This is a genomic window from Rhizobium sp. CCGE531, from assembly GCF_003627795.1.
GTDB lineage: Bacteria > Pseudomonadota > Alphaproteobacteria > Rhizobiales > Rhizobiaceae > Rhizobium.
In genome coordinates, this window is sequence record NZ_CP032684.1 from 3,433,728 (window position 1) to 3,456,370 (window position 22,643).

The following is a 22,643-nucleotide window of genomic DNA, read 5'->3' on the forward strand; positions in this document are numbered from 1 at the left end:
GGACGAGAGCAGGCCCTCGCCTGCTTGGCTGAGCCTGCTCTCTTCGATTATCGATGAAGGTATTCGCGCTTAAAGCGCTGCGATCGTCTGGACCTCTACAAGGAAGGGCTCCTTCACCAACCGGTCGACCATCAGCAACGTGTTCGGCGGATATTTCCCGTCCGGGAACATCTTGGGAAACTCACGCAGACGAAATTCCATGAACTTCGGGATGTCCTGCGAGTGGACCAGGTAGGTCGTGAACTGCACGACATTGCTCCAGGACGCCCCCGCAGATTCCAACGCGGCTTCGACGTTCTTGAAAACCTGTGCAGTCTGGGTGTCGAAGTCACCCTCGCCGATGACGTTGCCAGCGGAGTCACCGGACAGCATTCCCGCGATGAACAGGAACTCGTTCGCCTTCACGCGGGTGACATGCGTATACTGACCCATTGGGGGCCCAAGCTTTTCAGGGTTATAAATATTGATGTCGGCCATTCTCTACTCCTAGCTTCGATGTGCGATGATTATCCGACGGGGTTCTCGAGCGTGCCGATTCCGTCGATTTCGACGCGAACGCGATCACCCGGGTTGAGGTATTTCGGCGGGTTGAAGCCGATGCCGACACCGACAGGTGTACCCGTGGCAATGATGTCGCCCGCGACCAGCGTGATCGAGCGACCGATTGCGCGTATCAGCGTCGGAATGTCGAAGATCAGGTCGCCAATTCGCGCGTTTTGACGCTGCTCATCATTCACATGGCAGCGAATGCCCTTGGACGAAATGTCGCCCATTGCTTCCCGCGTGACGATCGCAGGCCCCAAAGGCGCAAACGTGTCGATACCTTTGCCGAGCAGCCACTGCTTGTGGCGCTTCTGCAGTTCACGCGAGGTCACGTCGTTGATGATCGTGTAGCCGAAGACGAAATCCATCGGATCATCGTTTTCGGTGACGCGACCGGAACGACCGATGATGACAGCAAGCTCGGCTTCGTAATCCACCGACTGATAGGGATCATTTGCCCACTCGATCGTTGCGCCGGGGCCGATCACCGATGACGGTGGCTTGCTGAAGATGATCGGATATTCCGGAATTTCGGAGCCGCCGATCGACCCGGCGTCGAAACCACTGCGACCGAACTCTGCAGCATGTTCATGATAGTTCTTGCCCACGCAGAAGATGTTCCGGCGCGGGGTCGGGATTGGCGCCAGAAGCTCCACCTCGGAGAGCTGCAATGCGCTGGCTCTCTCTTCGGCAAGCTTCTCGATCTGGGCAGTGCGCTGATCGTAGTTCTCGATCAGATCCTGCATGTCTGCTGCGAGGCCCGCTGCGGTAAGGTCGACCAGGCGAGAACCGTCGTCGACCAGAACGCCGACGGCGCTACTGCCCCGATTTTGGAATGTAACAAACTTCATCAATTTACTCCTGTCTAAGGGGATGGGTGGGCACTGCACCACCCATGTTGGATGCGAGATCGGGGACTTTATCGGCGAGCCGAGCGTTGCCGGAGCCGGTCGAGGCAGACTGCCAGCAAAATGACGAGGCCGACTGCCAGAGTTTGGAAATAGGCGGACACGCCAATCATGTTGAGGACATTGGAAAGCATCCCGAGCGTGACGACGCCGAACACCACATGGATCATTCCACCGCTGCCGCCCTTGAGAGCCACCCCACCAAGAACGACGGAGGCAAGGGCCTGCAAAGCGAGATTGGGTGCTGCAATCGGTTGGGCAGCGCTTGTCCAGGCGGTCACGACGACCGCACCGATCCCGGCGCAGGTGCCGCTCAAAACATAGACGAGTACCGTATAGAAGCGGACATCAATACCGGAATGCAAAGCCGCAGAGTAGTTGGAACCCATCGCGTAAACGTACCGTCCAAAGACGGTAAAGCGCAGCAGGACCCAACAGCACGCCAAGACCGCCAGGCCAATCAAAACCATCACCGGAATTCCGGCAAGTGAGGTGAAGCCGACGAGATCGGTATATTCGCCGGGAACGTCGTAGATCGGCACGCCATTCGCCAGAATGAGAGCGAACGCCTGTGTGATGGAAAGGGCGGATAGCGTGACGATGAGCGGGCTAGCCCCCGTCGCGGCGACGACGAAGCCCGAGAAAAGCCCGCAAAAAGCGCCAACAACAACCATGACGCAAACGCCGCCGCCAATACCGAGCTGCGGCATCACGAGAACGCCGGCGACCCCGGCCACAGACAAGACGGACGATTGGGAAAGATCCAGCCCGCCGGACATGATGACAATGCCTTGGGCGGCCGCGAAAATCAGCAGTGGCGTCAATTGCCGGAGAAGATTGAGCAGGTTGTTCGTCGAGAGAAACCGCGGCTCGATCATCACTGCGACGAGCGCCAGCAATAGGATAAGCGCCGGTAACATCAAGTCGGCATAGCCGACATGTCCGAACAGATGCCGCACCTTCGGAGGACTGGCCTGGTTGATACTGCTTTGCGAACTCATAGAACTTCCTCCCTGTCTTTTGCATGTGTCGCGCCAACCACGTCCGCCGAGATCGATGACATGTCGCCGGTGGTCGGGGCGCTGTACGTGCGCACGCACTGTCCGTCGAACATCGTGTGAATGCGGTCGCTGAGCGCGATCGCTTCATCGAGATCGCTGGACACAAGAAGGATCCCCCATCCCTTGCCTGTGCATTTGCGCAGTAGATTGTGAACGTCCGCTTTTGCGGCGATATCGATTCCGGCCGTCGGCTCCTCGAGCACAAGCAGACGGAGGTCGGATCCGAGCAGCCGACCGATAAGGACTTTCTGCTGGTTGCCGCCGCTCAAGCTCGTAATCAGATCTTTCGCGTTTCCATACCGGACGCCGATTTCCGACAGTTCCTTGTCAGGATCTCCGCCCGTCGGAGCGAGCGTCACCCGCTGATTGCGGCTGCGAGGACGCAGATAGAGATTTTCGCTTATACTTCTCGTCGGGAGGATCCCGTTTGAGGCGCGGCCGTTTGGAAGATGCCCTATTCCGAGCTTGCGAGCCCGAACAGGCGTATTGACGGCGATCTTTTGCCCCTCAACTTCCAACGCAACCGATGCGGCATCAGATGCTTGGCCCGATACGATTGACGCAATGCGTTCGCTACCGCAGCCGATGACGCCATAGAGCCCGACGACTTCGCCAGGAGCTATGCGAATTGCTTCGGTGCTACCGTCCAGACGCGGCACCACAAACGAGAGCAGATCGGCGGTGGCATTATCGGCATGTTGAACGAGCTGGCGCTGGGGTCGATGCGGCGCGGGCATCCCGCCGCCGCCGAGACGCTCGACGATCTGATCGACGGTTTGGCGCCCTGCAATGCTTTCGACGAGAGCGCCATTGCGCAGCACCGTGACGCGGTCGGCGAGCTCGGCGACTTCCGACACGTGGTGGGTAACGAAGACGATGGCTGTGCCGTTGGCCCTAAGCTCGGCCATGATGCCGTGCAGGTGTTTGCGCTCGGCCAGGCTGAGCATGGCCGAGGGTTCATCGAGCACGAGAATCTTCGGCTTGCGCGCCAGCGCCTTGCTGATTTCGACAAGCTGCTGCTGGCCCGGCGGGAGTTGACCGACGGGCTGCCTGATATCGATCCTGCCGAGCCCCACCGCATCCAGAACGCTCCGGCAATCCAACCGCTCTTTCGAGCGTCTGAGCACCCGAAGCGGGTTGCGGGTCGGTTCGGCGCCCAGGAAGAGATTGTCCTGGATGCTGAGATCCGGCGCCAGCGAAAGCTCCTGGAAAACCATCGCCAAGCCGGCCGCCCGTGCTTCTTCAGGGCTGAAAAACGGGACTTCATTGCCATCGTACCAGAAGCTGCCGGTATCTGGCCGAACAAAGCCGCCACAGATCCTGCCCAACGTGGACTTGCCCGCCCCGTTTTCCCCGATGATGCAGTGGATCTCACCCGGGAAAATATCAATGGAGACCCCCCGGAGCGCCCTTGTCGCTCCGAAGGACTTGCTGACGTCGACTAGTCGCAGGAGTGGTGTCATCAGAGCACCGTCACTGCTTGATGTTCAAGGACCAATCCTTCGGCGGAAGGTCGTAGACATCGTAACCGTAGGTATCGACGTTCTTCTTCGTGATCACCGCATTGTTGGTGAAGATCGTCGGGTAGGCCATGCCCTCAGTCTTGAACTCAGCGCCTTTCGAGAGCTTTTCGTGATCTCGAATGGCGAACTGCACGATGAGGCGCCCCATCAGGATGCCGGGCTCAGAGGTGAGCGCCAGCAGACGGTCATTCTTGATCAAGGGGAGAGCTTCCCGGACAATGGTGGCGGAAACCACCTGGGCCTGGATGCCGCTTTGGCGCGCTGCCTGGGCAGCACCAAGTCCAAGCGGGATTACGGGCGTGAAAATGAACTTGGTGTCCGGATTTTTCTGAAGCATATCCGATGCCTGGGTGAGGCCCTGCTCAAGCTCAAGCCCGCCGGTAACGGCACCCTTGACCAAGGTTACGTTCGGGCAGGCTTTGAGAGCTTGCTCGAAACCATCGAGCCGCAAGCGCGCCCATTCAGCGCCTGCCGGTCCCGGTAGCGCGATGACGCCGGACTTGTCCGATCCTGCGGCTTCGCAGATCTCCTTGGCCAGGCCAACGCCGATCGCGCCGTCATCCTGCGTGACACCGAAGTCGACGTTCTTGCTGTCGACCGGGATGCCAGCCGCGATGACGCCGATGCCCGCATCCTTCAGCCGCTTGAGCTGGGGGTCGTAACCCTTGTAAGCAGCAGCGCCGAGAACGACATAGTCGACGCCAAGGCTTTGCAGCGTTTCGATCTGCGAGAACTGCTGCGTCACGTTTCCGTAGGCGCCGGCGATCGAGATCTGAGCAACCGTGACATTGCTTCGCTTTGCCTCGTCGGCGATCCCGTAGGCAATGCCCTTCCAGAAATCGTCGTTGAGATGGACCAGCGTTACGCCGAGCTTGAGCGGCTTTTTCGCGACGACCGGCTCGACGATACCGGCCAGGCGGTCGGGCTCCTCGGCAAAGGTGGGCGACGCGAAAAGTGATCCAACGACGACAGCACAGGCGATGCGGGCAAAGCCGAGTGTGTATTTCGAAATTCCGGTAACCATGGTAGAACCCCTCTAAGGTGTTGTTATTTATTGTGGTTGCGGGAATAGCGTGTGAGCGGCGGACAACAGCGCGTCCGTTCGTTCAAGCGCCACTGAGTGAGAGCAGTTTGCCAGCAGGACGACGTCCGCTTGCGGTATGTGGTCGGCAAGTTTGAGAGTGGTGGCTGGCGGGAACGGTTCGTCCACTCTCCCGTGCAGCATTGTCACTGGACATTTGATGCGGGCCAGCACCGATGGGTCGATGATGGCTTGATCGGCATAGCGCTGCCGGTCCCCGGCAAACATGCGCGAGAAGTAGTCCTTGTAAGTGGGGTCCTCATGGAGGACCTTCACCCGCGCGTCGAGATAGGCGTCGTCGATAAGCGATTTGTCGTTGATCAGGAACCCGATCGCTTTCTTGAGATCCTCCCGGGTTTCCGGAAACGTCCAGCAAGCGACGGTCCCCTCGTTGACCGTGAATTTCGCACCCATGGCCCCGGTGGTCAGGACTTGACCGACGCGGCTTTCAGAAGCGGCGACCTGCAGGGCGAGCGACGCTGAAATGGAATGGGCGATGATCCCGACCTTTTCACCGGGGATTTTTGCCAGCATCGCCTTGCATTGCCGAATCCAGAGATCGAGATCGAAGAATGGCTCCGATGTCTTGCGGTCCGACTTGCCGAAACCGATCAGATCCATTGCATGGACATGATATCGCTCGGACAGGGGGCCGAGGACCCGGCTCCAGTTCCCCAATGTCGATGCGCCAGGCCCGGACCCGTGGATCATCAGCAGGGGATATCCCTTGCCGCCTTCGATATAGGCGACCCGATGGCCGTCAATCGAGAACTCTCGGTCTTCAAAATGAGGCATGCCAATCTCCAGAAACGCCAGCTGAGGGGTTGCCGAACGGTATGCGAAAGCCCGCACCGCACATGCCTGTGCGGGCTATCGGCGTTCGGCAACTTGGTGGTTGACTGCGGCTATGCTGCTGCGTCGTAGGCGATGTAGCCCATGCCGCAGATCCACTCGACAACCGGCTCATAGCCGATGACGTCGGCCTTCGACCCGCCCATGGCGCCCATCACGGCCATCCAGTTGAGGATCTCGTGACCACCGTGCCCACCACCCTCTTCCACGCTTTCGAAGGTGCAGTTGCGAAGATACTCGGTGTCGCCTCTTCCGAAGGCTTCGATGATTTCGCGGTCCCAGGCCGCGTTGACCAGCGGATGCTGATGGCGCAGCGGCCACTGCATCTTGTCGGCCATCTCGATCTCGTAGGCAGCCAGGTCGGAATAGAGCGTCGGATCTTCCTCCGCGACATGCTTTCCTTCACTTTGATACCGCTTCATGCGCTGAAGGAACTGGTCGTCTTCCGGCGCACCTTCGGTCCAGACGGGAGGCCAATGCGACAGGCCGCCGGTCGCCAGGAACGCAACCCGAAGGCCGGCCGGCAATTCGCGTTCAACGATGTCGCGCACGGCTGCACCCATGTCATATGCACGGGCCATGGTCGGTAGCGGCGGCGAGAACACGTTCGTGTAGATCGGAATGACAGGAATGTCGTATTGCGGCCGGATCAGCTTCCACGGCACGAGAAGATTGTTGCCGTATTCGATCTCGCCCATGCGCGCCGCATCGAAATTGCGCTTGATCAGCCCGCGGAGCAATGCTTCCGCATGTTCGACATTGCTCTCGATCACGACTTTCTCATCGAACTTGAGAGCTTCCATCATATAGTCGGCCGGGCCGCTATGGGATGCCGAGATGCCGACGGCAAAGGCCGGCATCATGTTGCGGAAATGGTTCTCGAAATGGTCGTCCAGGAAGGCGATGATCAAGTCGGGGCGCGCGGCCTCAAGACGCCGAGCGCATTCCTGATGGGCTTCGTGGATGCTTTTCTTAACCGCTTCGGACGGCGCGTCTGCCCATCCAAGGACGCCGGGGGCATGGGACATGCTCAGGGCGCAAACAACTTCAGCCATTAACTTCCTCCTCATTGATGCGTTCGTTCAGCCAGTCAACGGCCCGATGACGCGGTTTGTCGGCAGCGAAGGCGCCAACTTAATCTGCATGTCTTTCGGATACAGAATACGGGATTCAGGATACATACGTGACAAGCGATTGCAAGTGGTTTATGATCGCAGATAACGATTTGGTTAGAGGGCAAGCTGACATGCGAAAAGCTGAGGGAGGGCCGTTGTGCGTGTCACCTTCAGGGTTCGTGGCCTGCAGACCCGAGCGACTTATGTTTTTCAGGAGGCGCAGCCGCGCCTGCCGAAATGAACTTTGAAGGATGAATACGAATGGTTTCAGAGACCGGTCCGAAGCGCCAAATGCAGCGATCCAAGCTCTCTTCCCAGCTCTACTCGATGGTGAAAAACGACATCCTACAGGGACAACTGCTTCCAGGTAGTCCCATCTCGGAAGAGGCACTGGCCGAAACCTACGGTGTCAGCCGGTCTCCGGCTCGCGAGGCGCTGGCGGAACTGGAACGCGCCGGGCTTACCCAACGGTCGGGCATGCGGGATCGCAAGATTACGGTCCCAAGCCTCGAGATGATCCGCGAGAAATTCGAACTCTGGTGGATCGTCGATGTCGGTCGCACCTATCTCGCCTCATTGTCCGCGAGTGAGGACGACGTCGACGAGCTTGAGCGATACGCCGAACAGATGGCGACCGCAGTCGAACAGAACGATGTCAGGACCTACAAGAGCGTCTCCCACAAGTTCCATCTCAAGATCCGGCATTCTTGCCGCAATGAAGCGGTAAACGAAGTCGGGCGCGACTGCGACGTCTACCTGGACTGGTTCGAGAACCTTTACGACCGCTATCCGGAATGTTCGATGGTCATCGTGCAAGAGCACCGCTCCATTCTCGATGCCTTCAAACGCCGCGACCTGGCAGGCTTGTCCGAAACGATCAGAAATCACATCGAGCGGCAGCGCGACCGGATATTGGAGCATTTCCAGGCCGCACAGGAAAAGCCGAAGGCCCGGTCGAAACTGTCGGCTCGACAGCCAGTCTCCTGATCTTCACGGCTTCTGCCATAGCCGGCCAAGACAACTTGCGAGACCCATTTGCCGCTACAACGCTGACCGGCCGGAAGGCCGTAGGGAACAATCGTGCGTCCGATCCGTCGTAGAAACATTTCCGAGACTGCCGCCGACATGCTGCGAGCGCAAGTGAGCGGTGGCAAATGGCCGATCGGGACGCGTCTTCCAAATGAATCCGTTCTTGCCGATACGTTGGCGGTAAGCCGGGGAACGATCCGGGAGGCCGTACGGGTTCTCGTGTCCGAAGGCGTGCTCGAGACGCGCCAGGGATCGGGAACCTTTGTGTGTTCTCCTGCAGCGGCTCCTTTCGAGAAAAACCTCAGACACTACAGCCAGCGCGACAAGCAGGAAGTGCTTGACGCGATCTACAGGCAGGCGATCCGTTTGGCTGCCCGGCGCTCGACGCCGTCCCAGATTGAGGAAATCAGAAGCGCTCTCGTCAAGCAGCATCGATCGGAATCGGATCCCGCAGATCGCGATCACGGCACGGCCGACTTTCACCGTCGACTCGTTTCGAGCTCCGGAAACAAGATGCTCATCGATCTTTACGTGAGCCTCGCAGCAGCGCTTCGAAACGATCACGAGCCCGTCGTCTCGGAAAGCTGGATGTTGATCGATCGCAACGCGAGCCTGTCATCTCTTTTGAATTCGATCGAGGCAAGGGACACCGACAGCGCGTTGGCAGTCGTCGAACAGGTGATCGACAAATAGCCCTGATAGAGATTGGTGGGTTTCGGATTGCGATTTGCATCTCCCACCGCATATTCCCCGAAAAAGTGAGGATTTGATGATCTATACGCTTCCTGAAAACCTCGAATGGATCGAAGTCGCGCCGGGCAACCGCCGAGCCATATTAAGCGAGCGCCCAGAACTCATGCTTGCTGCATTCCGATTCGAGGAAGGCGGGATCAGTCCGCTCCACTCTCACATGCACACCCAGGTCAGCTACGTGGCTGAAGGCACTTTCGATGTGACTGTCGACGGGCAGACCGTCCGCCTCGGTCCGGGCAGCAGTTTTATCGTTGCGCCGCACCTCGTTCATGGGGTGGTTGCCGTAACCCAGGGCCTTCTGATCGATACCTTCAATCCGCGTCGGGACGACTTCCTGCAAAAGCAGTAGCAGCGGCAGGGCAATTCCGCCCCCGTCACGGGAGGAAGGGTCGCTGCTCCCATCGCCATGGCCGGCGGTTTCTGCGCCTCCATCACGACGAGACTAGCGGCGCGGGAGCGAAATTATCCGCCCGCGCCGTTCTGGATCACGTGTTTGGCAGCGCTTCGATCGCGTCGAATACGCGCGCCGTATAGGTGAGCGCCGCGCCCGCATTGAGCGCAATAGCCACCCCAAGCGCCTCGGCGATCTCTTCCTTCGACGCTCCGAGCTCCACCGCCTTTTTCGCATGCACCGCAATGCAGCCATCGCAGCGCGTCGTGACGGCGACGGCGAGCGCGATCAGTTCGTGCATCTTCGGCTCGAGCTTGCCCGTCTTGGCTCCGCTGCCTTCGATCGTGTGAAGACCGCGCAGCACGTCCGGGCTCAGTTTGGCAAAGTCGCCGACGCGGCCGATCAGGGTATCGCGATAGGCGTTCCAGTCCTGCATTTTGTCCATGGTCTCTCTCTTATTGGCGTCCGGCGGTCACACCGCCGTCGACAGGAAGGATCGTGCCGGTGATCCACGAGGCCTGCTCGGACGCAAGGAAGAGGATCGCCTCGGCCACATCGCGGGGCTGACCGTTGCGTCCGAGCGGATGGAAAGCGTTGAAGGTCGGCAGAACTTCCTTGACCTGAGTGTCCGACAGGAAGGTGTTGTAGACCGGCGTTTCGACCACGGCGGGCGCCACGGCATTGATGCGGATGTTGAAGGGCGCGAGTTCGATCGCCAGATTGCGCACCATCGCGTGGACACCGGCGTTTGCTGCCGAATAGGCCGCGGAAGGCGTCGCGCCGATTGCCTGGATCGCCCACATCGAGCCGGTCTGGACAATGGCACCGCCCTTTTCCTTCATCGCCTTGGCAGCGGCCTGGGCCGTGAAGAACTTGCCCTTCAGAATCGTGTCCAGATACCAGTCGTAATCGCCTTCGGTCAGGTCGAGAAACGGCTTGGGATTGAAGACGCCGGCATTGTTGACGAGGACGTCGAGCCTGCCGAAGCGTGAAACGGCGGCTTCGACGAGGGCCGCCCCGGTTTGCGGCTGTGCAATATCGCCAGCGGAAACGACGATGTTCTTCCCGCTGGGGTCGATTTCCCGCGCGGCCGCTTCCAGTTTTTCAAGGTTGCGTCCGTTGATGGCGACATTCGCGCCTTCGGCGATGAAACGTGCTGCTGCTTCCTTGCCGATCCCGGAACCACCGCCGGTGACGGCAACCACTTTACCTTCAAATCGCATTGTCTTGCTCCTGTTTCTCTATCTAACGTTAGATAGATGCGGAGCGACACATAATGCTTGCCAGAGGGAAGCGCAACCCCTATCTAACATTAGATAGAGAGGATATGCGCATGAGTGAAACGGCAAATGCTATTTTGGACGCCGCCGAGGAGAGAATTCGCGACGCGGGCTACAGCGGTTTCAGCTACCGCGATGTCGCGACCGACGTCGGCGTCAAAGCCTCCTCGGTCCACTATCACTTCCCGGCAAAGGAAAAGCTCGCTGCAGCGGTGGCGCGGCGCTACACCGATCGCTTTCTGGACACGGTCGATCGGAAGGCGGCAGCGGGCAGCGATATCGTCCAGGCATGGCGGGACGCTTTCCGTGAAGCGCTCCAGCGGGATGGTCGCATGTGTCTTTGCGGCGCCATGGCGGCGACCTCGCACGATCTCGCAGCGGAAGTCCGCGACGAGGTGAAAAGGTTCTTCCTGCTCGGCATCGAAAAGCTGACGAAAGCGGGCCTTAGCGGCGATGCGGCGATCCAGGCCCTCGTGACACTGGAGGGGGCGATGCTCGCAGCCACTCTTCTGGATGATCCTGCTCTATTCGAGCGAGGAACAGCCGCTATCGTGTAACAGCTGTCGGGGACGCCGGCAGCCTTGGGTTCGACCTGCAGTGGACTATCCCGCACACCTCGAACGACCGTTCCAGGCGGGGCATGCGGTGATCGTGTCCGCCGCGTTTCCCGACGCCGTCGCAAACCGACCGTCGGCCTGCTCAGAAATCAAGAGGCGTAAGTTTTCCAGAGCCAGTCGTGGAAGGCAGCGACCTCGTGGCGCCGCAACGCCTTTGGAGCCGCGACGATAAAATAGCCCCATTTCACCGGCCAGTGGATCTCCGGCAGCAGGTGGACAAGGCGACCGCTTTCGAGCTCCTGGGCAACCAGCGCCTTTCGCACCAGCGCGACACCGCGCGCGGCAATCGCCGCCTGGATCACCGCTGCTGTAGAATTGATCTTCAGTCCGCGGTCGGCCGGCACCTGGTTGGCGCCGGAACGGGAAAGCCAGTCCGCCCATGAAGGGAAGTCGCCGCCTGGATGCGGCGTGCCGTCGTGGATCAGCGTCTGCTCGGCGATCCAGCCGGCGGTAACGTCGCGATCCCCAGGCAGAAGCCGGTTGTGGCAGACGGCAATGATCTCCTCGCCCATCAGGAAGGTGGATTTGACGCCCTTCCAGGTGCCAAGCCCGCAGCGGATACCGATATCGGCTTCGCCCTGGGCGAGGTCGATTACCCTGTCGGAGACGTCGAGCCGAACGTCGATGTTCGGGCAGTTTGTCGAGAAATCGTCCAGCCGTGACAGTAGCCAGTTGGCGACCAGCGCCTGCGAGGCGGTGACCACGACGACGGCGCGCGCCTTGCGGCCGCGCAGCTTGCGCAGGCCCGCCTCCAGTAAATCGAGCCCATGGGCGATTTCTTCGAGAGCCTCCTCGGCCTCGTCGACCGGTGTCAGGCGCTCGGAGCCGGAGCGGCTGCGCTTGAACAGCGGGTAGCCGACCCAATCCTCTAGGGAGCGCACGAGTTGGCCGACGGCCGGCGGCGTTACATCGAGTTCGCTTGCCGCGCCGACGAAGCTGCCATGCCTTGCCGCGGCTTCCAACGCCTGGAGTGATCGCAGTCTGGTCAGGTTTCTCATAGCGCTCACGACAAAGTTTTTCTTTCTATCCGATATGTCCGGTTTTCCTCGTCAAAGCAATCGCTGGCGCTAGAGTCCGTGTCAGACGAGAGGATTTGTGAATGCTGCTTCAAGGAAAGACGGCGTTGATCACCGGCGGTTCCAGTGGGATCGGCCTTGCCGCCGCAAAGGCGCTGCGCGCCAACGGCGCCCGGGTGGCAATCACCGGACGGTCACAGGAAAAGCTCGATCTTGCGGCCGCCGAGATTGGCGGCGGCACATTGGCGATCCGGGCGGACGTGTCCTCGCTCGACGATCTCGGCCGGGTAAAGAGCGTGCTACAGAATGCGTTCGGTTCGCTTGACGTCCTGTTTGCCAATGCGGGCGCTGCACTCGGCACGCCGCTTGCGACGGCGGACGAGGCGACCTATCACAGGATCATGGACGTGAACGTCAAGGGCGTCTTCTTCACCGTGCAGGCCGTCCTGCCGCTGATGCGCGAGGGAGGCTCGATCGTGCTCAACACCTCCTGGCTGAACCAGGTGGGCACGCCCGGCCGGGCGATCCTTTCGGCCTCGAAAGCGGCCGTCCGCTCCTTCGCCAGAACCATGTCGGCCGAGCTCATCGACCGGAAGATCAGGGTGAATGCCGTCAGTCCCGGCTCGATCGAGACGCCGATCCACCGCACCAAGGGTCAAAGCGAAGAACAGTTCCGCGCCTATGCCGAGCGGGTTGGCGCGCAGGTGCCGCTCGGGCGCATGGGCAAGCCGGAAGAGATCGCCGCCGCCGTGCTCTTCCTGGCCAGCGACGCTTCGAGCTATATGCTCGGTGCCGAGATTGTCGTCGACGGCGGCAGATCGGAGCTTTGACATGCTGCTAAACGAAGATCTCTCGAAGCGCACGCTCGTTCACGCCGCCACGCTCGACTGGATGCCGAGCCCGGCCAAGGGCGTCGACCGGCGCATGCTCTTCCGGATCGGAGAGGAAAAGGCGCGCGCCACCTCGATCGTCCGCTACGCCGCCGGCAGCCATTTTTCGCATCACGGTCATCCGGGCGGCGAGGAATTTCTGGTGCTCGACGGCGTCTTCCAGGATGAGAGCGGCGATTTCCCGGCCGGCGCCTATGTCCGCAATCCGCCCGGCACCGGCCACGCGCCGCGAAGCGAAGGCGGCTGTGTGATTCTGGTGAAGCTCTGGCAATTCAAGGCTGATGACCGCGAGCGTGTGGTGATGAAGCCTGGCGAAGGCGAAACGGGCGAATTGCATGCCGGCGTCGCCGCTTCGAAGATCCTGTTCGATGGCGCGGGCGAGCGGGTGATGCTGGAGACCTGGAAACCGAGCGCGGAGGTAGCAATCGCCAATCCGCGGGGCCTCGAGCTGCTGGTGCTCGACGGCGCCTTGACCGAAGCGGTTGAGCTTATAACGCGCTGGAGCTGGCTGCGGCTCCCAGCGGGAGAGGATTTCCATGCGAAGGTAGGCCCTGGAGGCGCGCGCGTCTGGTACAAGGCCGCACCGCTCCTTCATGCGGATGTCTGCGCCTTCGACAATACGTCATCGCAGCCCGAAACCTCCCGGAACAACACATGAAAACCTGCCAGATCGCTATCGTCGGTGCCGGTCTCTCCGGCCTTTATGCCGCGCGGGCGCTAAACGCCGCTGGCCTCGACGTCGTCCTCCTCGAGGCGCGCGACCGCCTTGGCGGCCGCATCCTCACGGCCGATGAACACGGTCTTCCCAGCGAAGACGGCTTCGACCTCGGCCCCTCCTGGTACTGGCCGCAGATGCAGCCGGCGATGGCGACACTCGTCGGTCAGCTCGGGCTTTCATTCTTCTGCCAGAACGGCGAGGGCGACGTCATCTTCGAGCGCATGTCGCGCGAGAGACCGGAGCGCTACAGCCCGACCGCGACGGAGCAGCAATCGATGCGGCTTGCCGGCGGCACTGCAGCTTTAGTGCGGGCGCTCGTCGCCGATCTGCCCACCGGCCGCATTCTGCGCGGTGCGCAGGTGACGGCCATGGCGATTGCCGATGCAGGCGTTGAACTGACCGTCGAAGCCGGCGACGGGAGCACATCTCGTCTGCTAGCCAAGCAGGTCATCGCCGCCCTGCCGCCGCGGCTTCTCGAAGCCACGGTGCATTTTGCGCCCGCGCAGGAGCCCGAGACCGCCGCCCGCTGGCGCGATACGGCGACATGGATGGCGCCGCACGCGAAATTCTTTGCGATCTATGACCGGCCTTTCTGGCGCACGGACGGCCTCTCGGGCACGGCGCAGAGCATGGTCGGTCCGATGGTCGAGATCCACGACGCGACGACGGCGTCCGGTGAGGCGGCGCTGTTCGGCTTTATCGGCGTCGGCGCGGATCAGCGCGCCGCGACCGGCGAGCAGGCGTTGAAACAGGCCAGCCTGGCACAGTTGGGGCGGCTCTTCGGCCCACAGGCGCTGAAGCCCCGCGCAACGATCCTCAAGGACTGGGCGGCCGATCCGCTGACGGCGACCGCCGACGACCGCGCCGGCGGCGCCCACCCCGTGCCCGGAAGCAAGGAGTGGGTCTCGGGACCGTGGAAGGACCGCCTTTTGCTCGCCGGTAGCGAAACAAGCTCCTCCGAGCCCGGCTATCTCTCGGGCGCCGTCACAGCCGCCGAACAGGCGGTTGCCAAAATCCTTTCGAAAGTCGACCGTATATGAATCGCATGCATCAGGCCCCGGCAGGCCCCGCGCTCGCACGGCGCAATTCGTGGGTGCTCACCATTGCGCAGGCTTTCGGCGGCGCCAACGCGCCGATCGTCATTTCGCTCGGTGGTCTGGTAGGCCAGCACCTGTCGCCCGACCCCGATCTCGTCACCTTGCCCGTCAGCCTGCTCAACCTCGGGCTCGCGACCGGCACACTGCCCGCGGCCTATGTCATGCGCCGCTTCGGTCGGCGGGCGGGCTATCTGCTTGGAACGATGATCGGCATAGTCTCCGGCCTGATTGCCGCAATCGGCATCGCCCTCGGCAGTTTCCTGATCTTCTGCCTCGGCACCTGCCTTGCTGGCTTCTATTCCTCCTATGTCCAGAGCTACCGCTTCGCCGCGACCGACAGCGCCAGCGGGGCCGAAAGCCAGAAGGCGATCGCCCGCGTCATGCTCGGCGGCCTCGCAGCGGCAGTGATCGGGCCGCAGCTCGTCATCTGGACGCGTGACGCGGTGCCCGGCACGCCCTTTGCCGGCAGCTTCCTCAGCCAGGCCGCCATGGCGGCGCTCGCTTTTCCCGTGCTCTTCCTCCTTCGCGCCTCGCCGCCGCAGAAAGTGCAGGCGCGCGACCATGCCGGCGAAAGGCCGCTCTTCGAAATCCTGACGTCACCGCGCTATCTGCTGGCGATTGCAACAGGCGTCGTCTCCTACGGGCTGATGACCTTCGTGATGACTGCCTCGCCGATCGCCATGGTGGGGCATGGGCATTCGGTCGATCAGGCGGCTCTCGGCATCCAGTGGCATATCCTTGCCATGTATGCCCCGAGCTTCGTCACCGGGCGGCTGATGGTGCGCTTCGGCAAGGAGCGGGTTGCGGCCGTCGGTCTCCTTCTGATCGGTGGCTCGGCGGCGGTCGCGCTTTCGGGCTTCGACATCGCCCACTTCTGGCTCTCCCTTGTCCTGCTCGGCATCGGCTGGAACTTCGGCTTCATCGGCGCGACCGCAATGGTAGGTGACTGCCATAGGCCGGCCGAACGCAACAAGGTCCAGGGTGCGAACGATTTCCTCGTCTTCGGCACGGTCGCCTGCGCCTCTTTCTCCGCCGGCTCGTTGCTTCACAGTTCCGGCTGGGAAACCATCAACTGGATAGTGCTGCCGGCTGTCGCCTTGGTTCTGGTGCCGCTCGTCTGGCGTGCGGCGCGCCCTTATGCGAAAAAGGCAGCCGGCTGACGCACGACACCGGTCGGCCAGAGGTCTATGATTACCGCTATCGGAAGCACGTGGCGGCCCCGCCTAGCGGGATCAGGCGCAGCACCGGAATCTCGGATCATGGCGAGCCGATCCCGGGCGGCGGAACTGCGCCGATCATCGGGGCGGAAAAAGAATTCAACGTGGCTCACATCGTCATCTTGGTAAGCGCGTCTTTGAGCGAGGTCGCCCCCAGGCGAGCGATTGCTTGGGTTAGACATGACCTGACCTCCCTGTCGCTTTTGCCTTGAAGCAAGGCGATGTCCGACACCGACCATCCGAGCAACGCCCAGCGCAGACACGATCTTTCAATGGGCGAAAGTCTCAACGTCATTATGAACGCTCATCGGATAGGTCGACTGGAAGCCGGCGCGGCAACCAGCCTTCCGGTTATCAACGTTCGGCGATGCCCCCGGCATGTCCAAGAGCTTCGCCAATGTCGCTAACGAGCCGCAGCACCGGTGATTTTGACGCGTCTTCAAAGCTGGCCGTCTGATCGGGTGCGCAGTCATCATCTTCGTCAAGCTCAAGGCGAAACTCCGAAACGATCTCACGCAGACGACCGACTTCGGCTGCCAAAGCTGTGCTTGCGGAGGTGCATTGCTCCGCCATCGATGCGTTCTGCTGCGTAACCTGGTCCATCTGATTGACGGCGCTGTTGATCTCCGCGAGCGCGGCCGATTGTTCCTTTGCCGACGTCGCGACCGCTTCGAGCTGACTGTTGATGACTGCGACCTGCTGCTCGATGGTTGCGAGCAGTTGACCGGTATCCTGAACGAGCTTTACGCCAGCCTCCACTTCACTGACGGACTTGCCGATCAATTCCTTGATCTCCTTGGCGGCCCGGGCAGATCTTTGCGCGAGTTCTCGAACCTCCTGCGCAACGACTGCGAACCCCTTGCCGGCTTCGCCGGCGCGCGACGCCTCAACGCCAGCGTTCAAGGCGAGCAGGTTCGTCTGGAAGGCGATCTCGTCGATAACGCCGATGATGTTCGCAATTTCGTTGGATGAACCTTCAATACCCTGCATGGCAAAGATGGTCTTCGACATGACCGCGCTTGAACTGCGCGCGGATTCATTTGCCTCGATTGCAGCCCGGCGTGCCTCCTCCGTCCGTTTCGAAGACATGGAAACCTTCTGCGTGACCTGATCGAGGGCGGCGGCCGTTTCTTCCAGAGATGCAGCCTGCCGTTCGGTCCGCCTCGATAGATCCTGCGCACTCTGACTGATCTCCGCGGCACCCCCGTCGATCGCAGCAGTCGCGGCCGCCACCGTGCCGAGGCTGCTGGCGAGCTGCTCGCCGGCGGCATTGAAATCGGCTCGCAGCTGCGAGAGATCACTGGTGAAGGGCGCGTCTAAGCGGAAGGTGAGGTTGCCGCTTGCCAGATGCTGCAGACCTTCGGCAAGACTTTTGGTCGCCCGCCTCATTTCTTCTACCCGCTGGCGTTCCGTCGCCTCTGAACGTTCCCGCTCGTGCTCGCGCTCGGCTCGCCCAGCTTCGACGTCTCTTTCCAAGTCACGCGCTCGCAGCCCGTTGTCTTTGAATATCTGCACAGACCTCGCCATGATACCCAGCTCATCGCGACGATCGGTTCCCTGGACAATCGCTGAAAGATCGCCGTCCGCCAGCGCCGTCATCGTGCCTGCGATCTTTCCGATCGGTTTGACGATCCACATCCGGATGGCAAGCACGCCCAAAACCAAGACAGCTGCCAGCGCGATGACTGCGCCGGCCATCGCCCTCTTCGAGGTCTCGTAGGCACGAGCGGAAACGTCTCGTCTCTTGCTGTCGGCGTTGTCAATCATCGCCGCTGCAGCCGACTGGAATCTCGGCGATATTGCCGCGAAGGCCGGCTGGCACATACCGAGAAACAGCTGCTGAACCATAGCGATGCTGGCTTCGTCATTCGCCGTTCGCCCCACCGCGATCGGGGCGCCACATGAGGTCGTCAGGATCGCGAAGCCATCTGTCTTCAATGGCGGCAAGTCCGCTTGAGCAGGCAATGCGGCGATTGCCAGATCCATGGAGGAGACGAACTTGTCCTGCGCCTCCTTCAAACTCGCCTCCGCGTGCTCCTTACCGTCCTTCGACCGCGCCATCATCATGTCCCCGATGCTGGCGCGGGCTGCCTGGAGGCTTCGGTTGGCTTGCGTGAGGTGAAGGGCGGCGGCCGCATCTTTTTCGAGGAGATCGGCGTAACCTGCGTCGATCCGGAAGAGCTCCCTTGTCTCGTAGACGGAAATTGCGAGAGCCATCAGCCCGAACATGCCGACAATGACGAGGAATTTGCCAACGATCGGAACGTGTTTCACGCACCACTCCCTTGTAAGATGATGTTGCAATAGGGACTGCGGCCCTTGCTTCCGAATGCTGCGCCACCAAAAAAGGGGCTGCCGTCGCGACCTGTACGACGACAGCCCAGTCGCCTTGGGAGGCAGGGGAAGCGGCTCGAAAGTCCGAACCGCCAATTCCTTTTCCGCTCAGTCGCGAATTGCGGCTCCCGTTTGCGGATCGAACCAGTGGAGCTTTGCCAGATCGACGGTCAGCGGCAGCCGCTGGTTGGACGCAGGCGTCGCCGCCGGCGGAATACGCGCCACCAGCCGGTTGGTGTTCTTTCGTTTGAGTTCTGCCGGATCCTCCGCGTCGATGATGTCGACCGGCGGGGAGGCAATGTCGAAGAAGACGAAGGTGTCGGCACCCAGTGCTTCGGCAACCGGGATCGGCTCGTTGAACAGCGCTTCATGCTCTTTGCACACCAGAAACATCTCCGGGCGTATCCCAGCGATGACCTGGCGCCCGGCATAAGCGGACAGGCCAGCGCTCGTGGGGACCGGGAAGGTGATGCCGGTCCCCGCGATCGTCGCGCGCAGGCTCGGCCCATCCGCCTCAAGGTCTGCCCGCACGAAATTCATCGCCGGCGAACCGATGAAGCCGGCAACGAACAAATTCGCCGGCCTGTCATAGAGCCGCTGCGGCGTGTCGATCTGCTGCAGGTTGCTTTCGCCGGCATTGGCAACAGGTTTGAGAACCGCAACCCGGTCACCCATCGTCATCGCCTCGACCTGGTCATGGGTGACATAGAGGGTGGTGACGCCGAGGCGCTGGTTCAAAAGCTTCAGTTCGGCGCGCATCTGGACGCGCAGCTTGGCGTCAAGATTGGAAAGCGGCTCGTCCATCAGGAAGGCCATCGGGTGACGGACGATCGCCCGGCCCATCGCGACGCGCTGGCGCTGACCACCGGAGAGTGCACCCGGCTTGCGGTGCAGGTATTTCGAAAGATCGAGCATTTCGGCTGCATCGCGCACGAGCTTTTCGATCTTGTCTTTCGGCATTTTGCGCTGCTGCAGGCCGAAGGCCATGTTTTCATAGACCGTCATGTGCGGATAAAGCGCATAGTTCTGGAACACCATCGCGATGTCGCGGTCCTGCGGCTCGGTGTTGGTGACATCCTGATCGTCCATGAGCAGCCGGCCGCTGTTGAGCAGCTCGAGCCCGGCAGCCATCCTCAGAAGTGTGGATTTGCCGCAGCCCGACGGTCCGACCAGCACGACGAACTCGCCGTTGGCGACCGTGAAGCTCACATTGGCGACGGCGACGGTCCCGTCCGGATAAGTTTTTCCAATCCCGTCAAAGGTCATGGATGCCATATAATTCTTCTCCCAGTATCAAGAGGCGAGGCAGCCTATCTATCCGGATGAATGCCTCGCGGGATTGGTGACGGCATCAGCCGATGGTCTGAGGTTTGCCGCTGGCAACGGACTCCTCGATCGCCGCCAGAACCTTGGTGTTCGCGAGCCCATCGTTCGCGTCAGCAAGCAAGGGCACGTCGCGCACCACGCTGTCGACGAAGCGGGCGATGGATTCCTGGACGAAGCCGCCGATGCGGGTGGCGCCGGTCGGCGTCATGCCGATGTAATCATTGAAACGCATGCCGCCATCGACGATGCGGCGAAGACCGCCGCTATGGGTCGGATCGGCCTGGATCTGGCCCTTCTCGCCGACGAACTCGATCTTGAAATCGACAAGCGAAGGATTGTCGCGCGACAGGATCCAGCTGTTTTCCATGGTCACGACCGTGCCCTTGGAGAATTCGAGGATCGACGCGTGGAAATCCTTGGTGTCGACGCCGCCGGCCTGCAACGTGCCGGACCGGGCAACGGCGTAAACGCGGGTAACCTCGTCTTCGAGGATGAAGCGCAGGACGTCGACGAGATGGCTGCCGAGGAACCAGAGCGCGGAAGACTTCGCAGCCCAGCTCAACATCTCGAAGGGAACGAAGGTCGTGTTCGAAAGCCGCGCCATGCCATGCTTGGCAAGCCCGATCTGACCATCCTGGATCATATCGCGGACCTGCGCCAGGATCGGGTTCACCCGATTGTGGAAGTCGATCATCAGCTTGCCCTTCGACTTGGCGGCAGCCTCGGCGATCTCTTCCGCCTCCTTGACGGTCGTCGCCAGCGGCTTTTCGCTCAAGACGTGCTTGTCGGCCTTCAGCGCCGCAAGGATGATCGGCGTATGGGTGAAGTCGGGAGTGGCCACCGACACGGCATCGATGCGGTCGCTGGCGATCAGCTTATTGTAGTCGGTGAACGCGTCTGCCGCGCCAAAGCCTTCCTTCATCTTGAGCGCCCTGCCCTCGTCGAGGTCGCAGACGCCGACAAGTTCGGTCTCCGGCAGGACGTTGAAGGTATGGGCGTGATTATTGCCCCAAAGGCCGGCGCCGATAACGCCGATACGAAGTTTGCTCATTCTTTTTTACTCCATTCAGACTTTAGAAAAGCTCAGCCTTTGACCGAACCGAAGGTCAGGCCCCGGACGACGTAGCGGTCGAACACCAGGAAGATGATCATCGGTGGGATCATCGCGAGCACGGCGGCGGCGGCGATATAGTTCCAGGTCACGCCGCTGGTGGCGAAATATCCAAGCGTCCCGATCGGGAGCGTGGCGGTCGAACGCGAGCTCAGCACCAGCGGGAAGGCGGCGTTGTTCCAGGCAAAGACGAAGGCGAACATCGAGGTGACGATGATGCCGGGACGAACGATCGGCAGCGTGATGCGCCACATGATCGTGTACCAGCGGGCACCGTCGACGCGGGCAGCCTCTTCCAGCTCCGCCGGCACCTCGTCGATGAAGCTCTTCATCAGCCAGACCGAAAACGGGATCGTCAGCGTCTGGAGAACCAGCACCATCGAAAAGTACGACCCCTGCAGGCCGATCCGCGTGATCAGCACGAAATACGGGATCAGGAAGGCGATCGGCGGCGCCATCAGCAAGCCGAGATACCAGAGCATGATGTTCTTCTTGCCCCGCAGCTTGAAGCGGGAAAGCGCGTAAGCGGCCGGCACCGAGAACGGCAGATTGAGCAGCACAGCGCCGATCGCCACGATCAGCGAATTCACCAATTGCGGTGCATTGGTGCCGGGGTCGACAAGGATATGCCGGAAGGCGTCGAACGTCGGCTCGAAGGTCAGCTGCGGCGGCATCGCGAACGCCGTCTCGGCCGGACGAATGGCGAGCGCCAGGAACCACAGGATCGGGCCGATGAAGACGGCCAGGAACAACAGGCCCGCGGCATAGGTGAGCGCCGTATAGAAGGTCGTGCGGCTTTTCATATCACCACTCCTCATTCCGGAAGGCGAAGAACACGTAGAGAGCGACGATGATGTTGACGATCAGCACCGCGATCCAGGTCTGAGCGCTGACAAGCCCGACATTGAAATTGACGAGCCCCTGCTCGTAGAGCGAATAGCCGAGCGTGCGCGTCGAGGTCCCCGGCCCGCCACGGGTCAGCACCAGCACCGTGTCGAAGGTGTTGAAGATCTGCATGAAGCGAAGCATGACGATGATGATCGCGGTGCGCCGGATGAGCGGCAGCTTGATGCGCATCAGGATCGTCCAGGCCGACGCCCGATCAAGCCTGGCTGCCTCGATGATTTCGTCGGGAACGGCAAGCAGGCTCGCATAAAGAACGATGGCGAAGAAGGGCGTCCACTGCCAGATATCAACGAAGAGGATTGCGGCAAGGGCTGTCGACGGCGAGCCGAGAATACCTTCCGCCGGCACCGGCAGCGCGAGCGACTGCAGAACCCAGGTCACAAGGCCGCCGCCCGGATCGTAGAGATAGCGGAACAGGAAGCCGACGACGATCGGCGCAATCGTTGTCGGCAGGATCAGAAGTGCCCGCACGACATTCATGCCGGGCAGCGCTTTGAGCAGGACGAGCGCAATGGCCAGTCCGAGCGAGAACTCGATTGCCGTGCCCAGAATCGACAGGATCAGCGTGTTGGTCAGGGCCGCGCGAAAATCGAAGGCGTTCAGCGCCTGGACGTAATTGTCGAAGCCGACGAAGGCCAGCGGCTGTGGGCCGACCTGCAGGTTCCAGAAATAAAAGCTCGACTTCAGGGCAAAGAGCAGCGGATAGGCGATCAGCGCGAGCAGCATGATCACCGAAGGCGCGATCAGGAAGTATGGCAGGTTGCGCCGGACGAAGCCGCGCCGCACGGGCGCAAGCGCCGGCGGCGAGCGAAGGGTGGTAGCGTGCATTGTCGAAGTCCAGTTCTTCTTCACTCGTTTCAGCCGGCGCGAACGTC

General features: G+C 61.2%; 23 protein-coding genes. 8 read left to right on the forward strand and 15 right to left on the reverse strand.

Annotated elements, in window-relative coordinates; all coding sequences use genetic code 11:
- Positions 1–69 precede the first annotated feature (69 nt).
- From CCGE531_RS16725 to CCGE531_RS16755, 7 genes are all read right to left on the reverse strand, one after another.
- Positions 70–477, reverse strand: a complete 408-nt coding sequence (locus CCGE531_RS16725; RefSeq protein WP_120665222.1) for a RidA family protein — start codon at positions 475–477, stop codon at positions 70–72.
- A 29-nt stretch (positions 478–506) separates the two neighbouring features.
- Positions 507–1,394 (reverse strand): fumarylacetoacetate hydrolase family protein, encoded by an 888-nt coding sequence (locus CCGE531_RS16730; RefSeq protein ID WP_120665224.1) that lies wholly within the window; start codon positions 1,392–1,394, stop codon positions 507–509.
- Positions 1,395–1,462: 68 nt separating this feature from the next.
- Positions 1,463–2,452 carry an ABC transporter permease gene (locus CCGE531_RS16735; protein WP_120665226.1) on the reverse strand — a complete coding sequence of 330 codons (990 nt, stop codon included), beginning with the start codon at positions 2,450–2,452 and terminating at the stop codon, positions 1,463–1,465.
- Entirely contained in the window at positions 2,449–3,975 is a 1,527-nt protein-coding gene (locus CCGE531_RS16740; protein WP_120665228.1) for a sugar ABC transporter ATP-binding protein, read from the reverse strand. Before CCGE531_RS16740 ends, CCGE531_RS16735 begins: the two co-directional genes overlap by 4 nt.
- Before the next feature lie 10 nt (positions 3,976–3,985).
- Positions 3,986–5,059: a substrate-binding domain-containing protein gene (locus tag CCGE531_RS16745; RefSeq protein WP_120665229.1), complete on the reverse strand. Its 1,074-nt coding sequence runs from the start codon at positions 5,057–5,059 to the stop codon at positions 3,986–3,988.
- A 27-nt stretch (positions 5,060–5,086) separates the two neighbouring features.
- A complete protein-coding gene (locus CCGE531_RS16750) occupies positions 5,087–5,911 on the reverse strand; it encodes an alpha/beta fold hydrolase (RefSeq protein ID WP_120665231.1) in 825 nt (274 codons plus the stop codon).
- A 110-nt stretch (positions 5,912–6,021) separates the two neighbouring features.
- A complete protein-coding gene (locus tag CCGE531_RS16755; protein WP_162943915.1) occupies positions 6,022–7,023 on the reverse strand; it encodes an extradiol dioxygenase in 1,002 nt (333 codons plus the stop codon).
- A 321-nt stretch (positions 7,024–7,344) separates the two neighbouring features.
- Between CCGE531_RS16755 and CCGE531_RS16760 the strand changes: the two genes are divergently transcribed.
- From CCGE531_RS16760 to CCGE531_RS16770, 3 genes are all read left to right on the forward strand, one after another.
- Positions 7,345–8,070: a GntR family transcriptional regulator gene (locus tag CCGE531_RS16760; RefSeq protein ID WP_120665233.1), complete on the forward strand. Its 726-nt coding sequence runs from the start codon at positions 7,345–7,347 to the stop codon at positions 8,068–8,070.
- 93 nt (positions 8,071–8,163) lie between these two features.
- Positions 8,164–8,805 (forward strand): GntR family transcriptional regulator, encoded by a 642-nt coding sequence (locus tag CCGE531_RS16765; RefSeq protein WP_120665235.1) that lies wholly within the window; start codon positions 8,164–8,166, stop codon positions 8,803–8,805.
- A 76-nt stretch (positions 8,806–8,881) separates the two neighbouring features.
- Positions 8,882–9,214, forward strand: a complete 333-nt coding sequence (locus CCGE531_RS16770) for a cupin domain-containing protein (protein WP_120665237.1) — start codon at positions 8,882–8,884, stop codon at positions 9,212–9,214.
- 136 nt (positions 9,215–9,350) lie between these two features.
- Here the strand turns inward: CCGE531_RS16770 and CCGE531_RS16775 are convergent, their stop codons facing one another.
- Entirely contained in the window at positions 9,351–9,692 is a 342-nt protein-coding gene (locus CCGE531_RS16775; RefSeq protein WP_120666909.1) for a carboxymuconolactone decarboxylase family protein, read from the reverse strand.
- A gap of 19 nt (positions 9,693–9,711) precedes the next feature.
- Positions 9,712–10,479, reverse strand: coding sequence for an SDR family NAD(P)-dependent oxidoreductase (locus CCGE531_RS16780; RefSeq protein ID WP_120665239.1), 768 nt, complete (start codon positions 10,477–10,479; stop codon positions 9,712–9,714).
- A 110-nt stretch (positions 10,480–10,589) separates the two neighbouring features.
- Here CCGE531_RS16780 and CCGE531_RS16785 point away from each other — a divergent pair, with 110 nt between their 5' ends.
- Positions 10,590–11,093 (forward strand): TetR/AcrR family transcriptional regulator, encoded by a 504-nt coding sequence (locus CCGE531_RS16785; RefSeq protein WP_120665241.1) that lies wholly within the window; start codon positions 10,590–10,592, stop codon positions 11,091–11,093.
- 149 nt (positions 11,094–11,242) lie between these two features.
- On the opposite strand, the gene CCGE531_RS16790 is transcribed toward CCGE531_RS16785, so the two are convergent.
- Positions 11,243–12,151, reverse strand: a complete 909-nt coding sequence (locus tag CCGE531_RS16790) for a LysR substrate-binding domain-containing protein (protein WP_120665243.1) — start codon at positions 12,149–12,151, stop codon at positions 11,243–11,245.
- Positions 12,152–12,252: 101 nt separating this feature from the next.
- Between CCGE531_RS16790 and CCGE531_RS16795 the strand changes: the two genes are divergently transcribed.
- From CCGE531_RS16795 to CCGE531_RS16810, 4 genes are read left to right on the forward strand one after another with little or no spacing between them, the layout of a single operon-like run.
- Positions 12,253–12,999, forward strand: coding sequence for a glucose 1-dehydrogenase (locus CCGE531_RS16795; protein WP_162943916.1), 747 nt, complete (start codon positions 12,253–12,255; stop codon positions 12,997–12,999).
- Between the two features lies 1 nt (position 13,000).
- The gene (locus CCGE531_RS16800; protein ID WP_120665244.1) at positions 13,001–13,717 is read left to right on the forward strand and encodes a cupin domain-containing protein; all 717 of its coding nucleotides are present in this window, start codon (positions 13,001–13,003) and stop codon (positions 13,715–13,717) included.
- Positions 13,714–14,817 (forward strand): FAD-dependent oxidoreductase, encoded by a 1,104-nt coding sequence (locus tag CCGE531_RS16805; RefSeq protein WP_120665246.1) that lies wholly within the window; start codon positions 13,714–13,716, stop codon positions 14,815–14,817. Before CCGE531_RS16800 ends, CCGE531_RS16805 begins: the two co-directional genes overlap by 4 nt.
- Entirely contained in the window at positions 14,814–16,034 is a 1,221-nt protein-coding gene (locus CCGE531_RS16810; RefSeq protein WP_120665248.1) for an MFS transporter, read from the forward strand. The genes CCGE531_RS16805 and CCGE531_RS16810 overlap by 4 nt, the downstream gene beginning before the upstream one ends.
- A gap of 411 nt (positions 16,035–16,445) precedes the next feature.
- On the opposite strand, the gene CCGE531_RS16820 is transcribed toward CCGE531_RS16810, so the two are convergent.
- The 5 genes from CCGE531_RS16820 to CCGE531_RS16840 all read right to left on the reverse strand — a co-directional run bounded on the left by CCGE531_RS16820 (position 16,446) and on the right by CCGE531_RS16840 (position 22,596).
- Complete coding sequence (locus CCGE531_RS16820; protein ID WP_205586451.1) at positions 16,446–18,365, reverse strand: methyl-accepting chemotaxis protein; 1,920 nt, start codon at positions 18,363–18,365, stop codon at positions 16,446–16,448.
- 168 nt (positions 18,366–18,533) lie between these two features.
- Positions 18,534–19,700: a sn-glycerol-3-phosphate ABC transporter ATP-binding protein UgpC gene (gene ugpC, locus CCGE531_RS16825; protein WP_120665252.1), complete on the reverse strand. Its 1,167-nt coding sequence runs from the start codon at positions 19,698–19,700 to the stop codon at positions 18,534–18,536.
- Between the two features lie 76 nt (positions 19,701–19,776).
- Positions 19,777–20,802, reverse strand: a complete 1,026-nt coding sequence (locus tag CCGE531_RS16830; RefSeq protein WP_120665253.1) for a Gfo/Idh/MocA family oxidoreductase — start codon at positions 20,800–20,802, stop codon at positions 19,777–19,779.
- A 32-nt stretch (positions 20,803–20,834) separates the two neighbouring features.
- Complete coding sequence (locus CCGE531_RS16835) at positions 20,835–21,665, reverse strand: carbohydrate ABC transporter permease (protein ID WP_120665255.1); 831 nt, start codon at positions 21,663–21,665, stop codon at positions 20,835–20,837.
- Position 21,666: 1 nt separating this feature from the next.
- The gene (locus tag CCGE531_RS16840) at positions 21,667–22,596 is read right to left on the reverse strand and encodes a sugar ABC transporter permease (RefSeq protein ID WP_120665257.1); all 930 of its coding nucleotides are present in this window, start codon (positions 22,594–22,596) and stop codon (positions 21,667–21,669) included.
- Positions 22,597–22,643: the final 47 nt, after the last annotated feature.

Coding starts and splice junctions, on each gene's coding strand:
- CCGE531_RS16725 (WP_120665222.1), bottom strand. CDS start 477: ATGGCCGACATCAATATTTATAACCCTGAAAAGCTTGGGCCCCCAATG.
- CCGE531_RS16730 (WP_120665224.1), bottom strand. CDS start 1,394: ATGAAGTTTGTTACATTCCAAAATCGGGGCAGTAGCGCCGTCGGCGTT.
- CCGE531_RS16735 (WP_120665226.1), bottom strand. CDS start 2,452: ATGAGTTCGCAAAGCAGTATCAACCAGGCCAGTCCTCCGAAGGTGCGG.
- CCGE531_RS16740 (WP_120665228.1), bottom strand. CDS start 3,975: ATGACACCACTCCTGCGACTAGTCGACGTCAGCAAGTCCTTCGGAGCG.
- CCGE531_RS16745 (WP_120665229.1), bottom strand. CDS start 5,059: ATGGTTACCGGAATTTCGAAATACACACTCGGCTTTGCCCGCATCGCC.
- CCGE531_RS16750 (WP_120665231.1), bottom strand. CDS start 5,911: ATGCCTCATTTTGAAGACCGAGAGTTCTCGATTGACGGCCATCGGGTC.
- CCGE531_RS16755 (WP_162943915.1), bottom strand. CDS start 7,023: ATGGCTGAAGTTGTTTGCGCCCTGAGCATGTCCCATGCCCCCGGCGTC.
- CCGE531_RS16760 (WP_120665233.1), top strand. CDS start 7,345: ATGGTTTCAGAGACCGGTCCGAAGCGCCAAATGCAGCGATCCAAGCTC.
- CCGE531_RS16770 (WP_120665237.1), top strand. CDS start 8,882: ATGATCTATACGCTTCCTGAAAACCTCGAATGGATCGAAGTCGCGCCG.
- CCGE531_RS16775 (WP_120666909.1), bottom strand. CDS start 9,692: ATGCAGGACTGGAACGCCTATCGCGATACCCTGATCGGCCGCGTCGGC.
- CCGE531_RS16780 (WP_120665239.1), bottom strand. CDS start 10,479: ATGCGATTTGAAGGTAAAGTGGTTGCCGTCACCGGCGGTGGTTCCGGG.
- CCGE531_RS16785 (WP_120665241.1), top strand. CDS start 10,590: ATGAGTGAAACGGCAAATGCTATTTTGGACGCCGCCGAGGAGAGAATT.
- CCGE531_RS16790 (WP_120665243.1), bottom strand. CDS start 12,151: ATGAGAAACCTGACCAGACTGCGATCACTCCAGGCGTTGGAAGCCGCG.
- CCGE531_RS16795 (WP_162943916.1), top strand. CDS start 12,253: ATGCTGCTTCAAGGAAAGACGGCGTTGATCACCGGCGGTTCCAGTGGG.
- CCGE531_RS16800 (WP_120665244.1), top strand. CDS start 13,001: ATGCTGCTAAACGAAGATCTCTCGAAGCGCACGCTCGTTCACGCCGCC.
- CCGE531_RS16805 (WP_120665246.1), top strand. CDS start 13,714: ATGAAAACCTGCCAGATCGCTATCGTCGGTGCCGGTCTCTCCGGCCTT.
- CCGE531_RS16810 (WP_120665248.1), top strand. CDS start 14,814: ATGAATCGCATGCATCAGGCCCCGGCAGGCCCCGCGCTCGCACGGCGC.
- ugpC (WP_120665252.1), bottom strand. CDS start 19,700: ATGGCATCCATGACCTTTGACGGGATTGGAAAAACTTATCCGGACGGG.
- CCGE531_RS16830 (WP_120665253.1), bottom strand. CDS start 20,802: ATGAGCAAACTTCGTATCGGCGTTATCGGCGCCGGCCTTTGGGGCAAT.
- CCGE531_RS16835 (WP_120665255.1), bottom strand. CDS start 21,665: ATGAAAAGCCGCACGACCTTCTATACGGCGCTCACCTATGCCGCGGGC.
- CCGE531_RS16840 (WP_120665257.1), bottom strand. CDS start 22,596: ATGCACGCTACCACCCTTCGCTCGCCGCCGGCGCTTGCGCCCGTGCGG.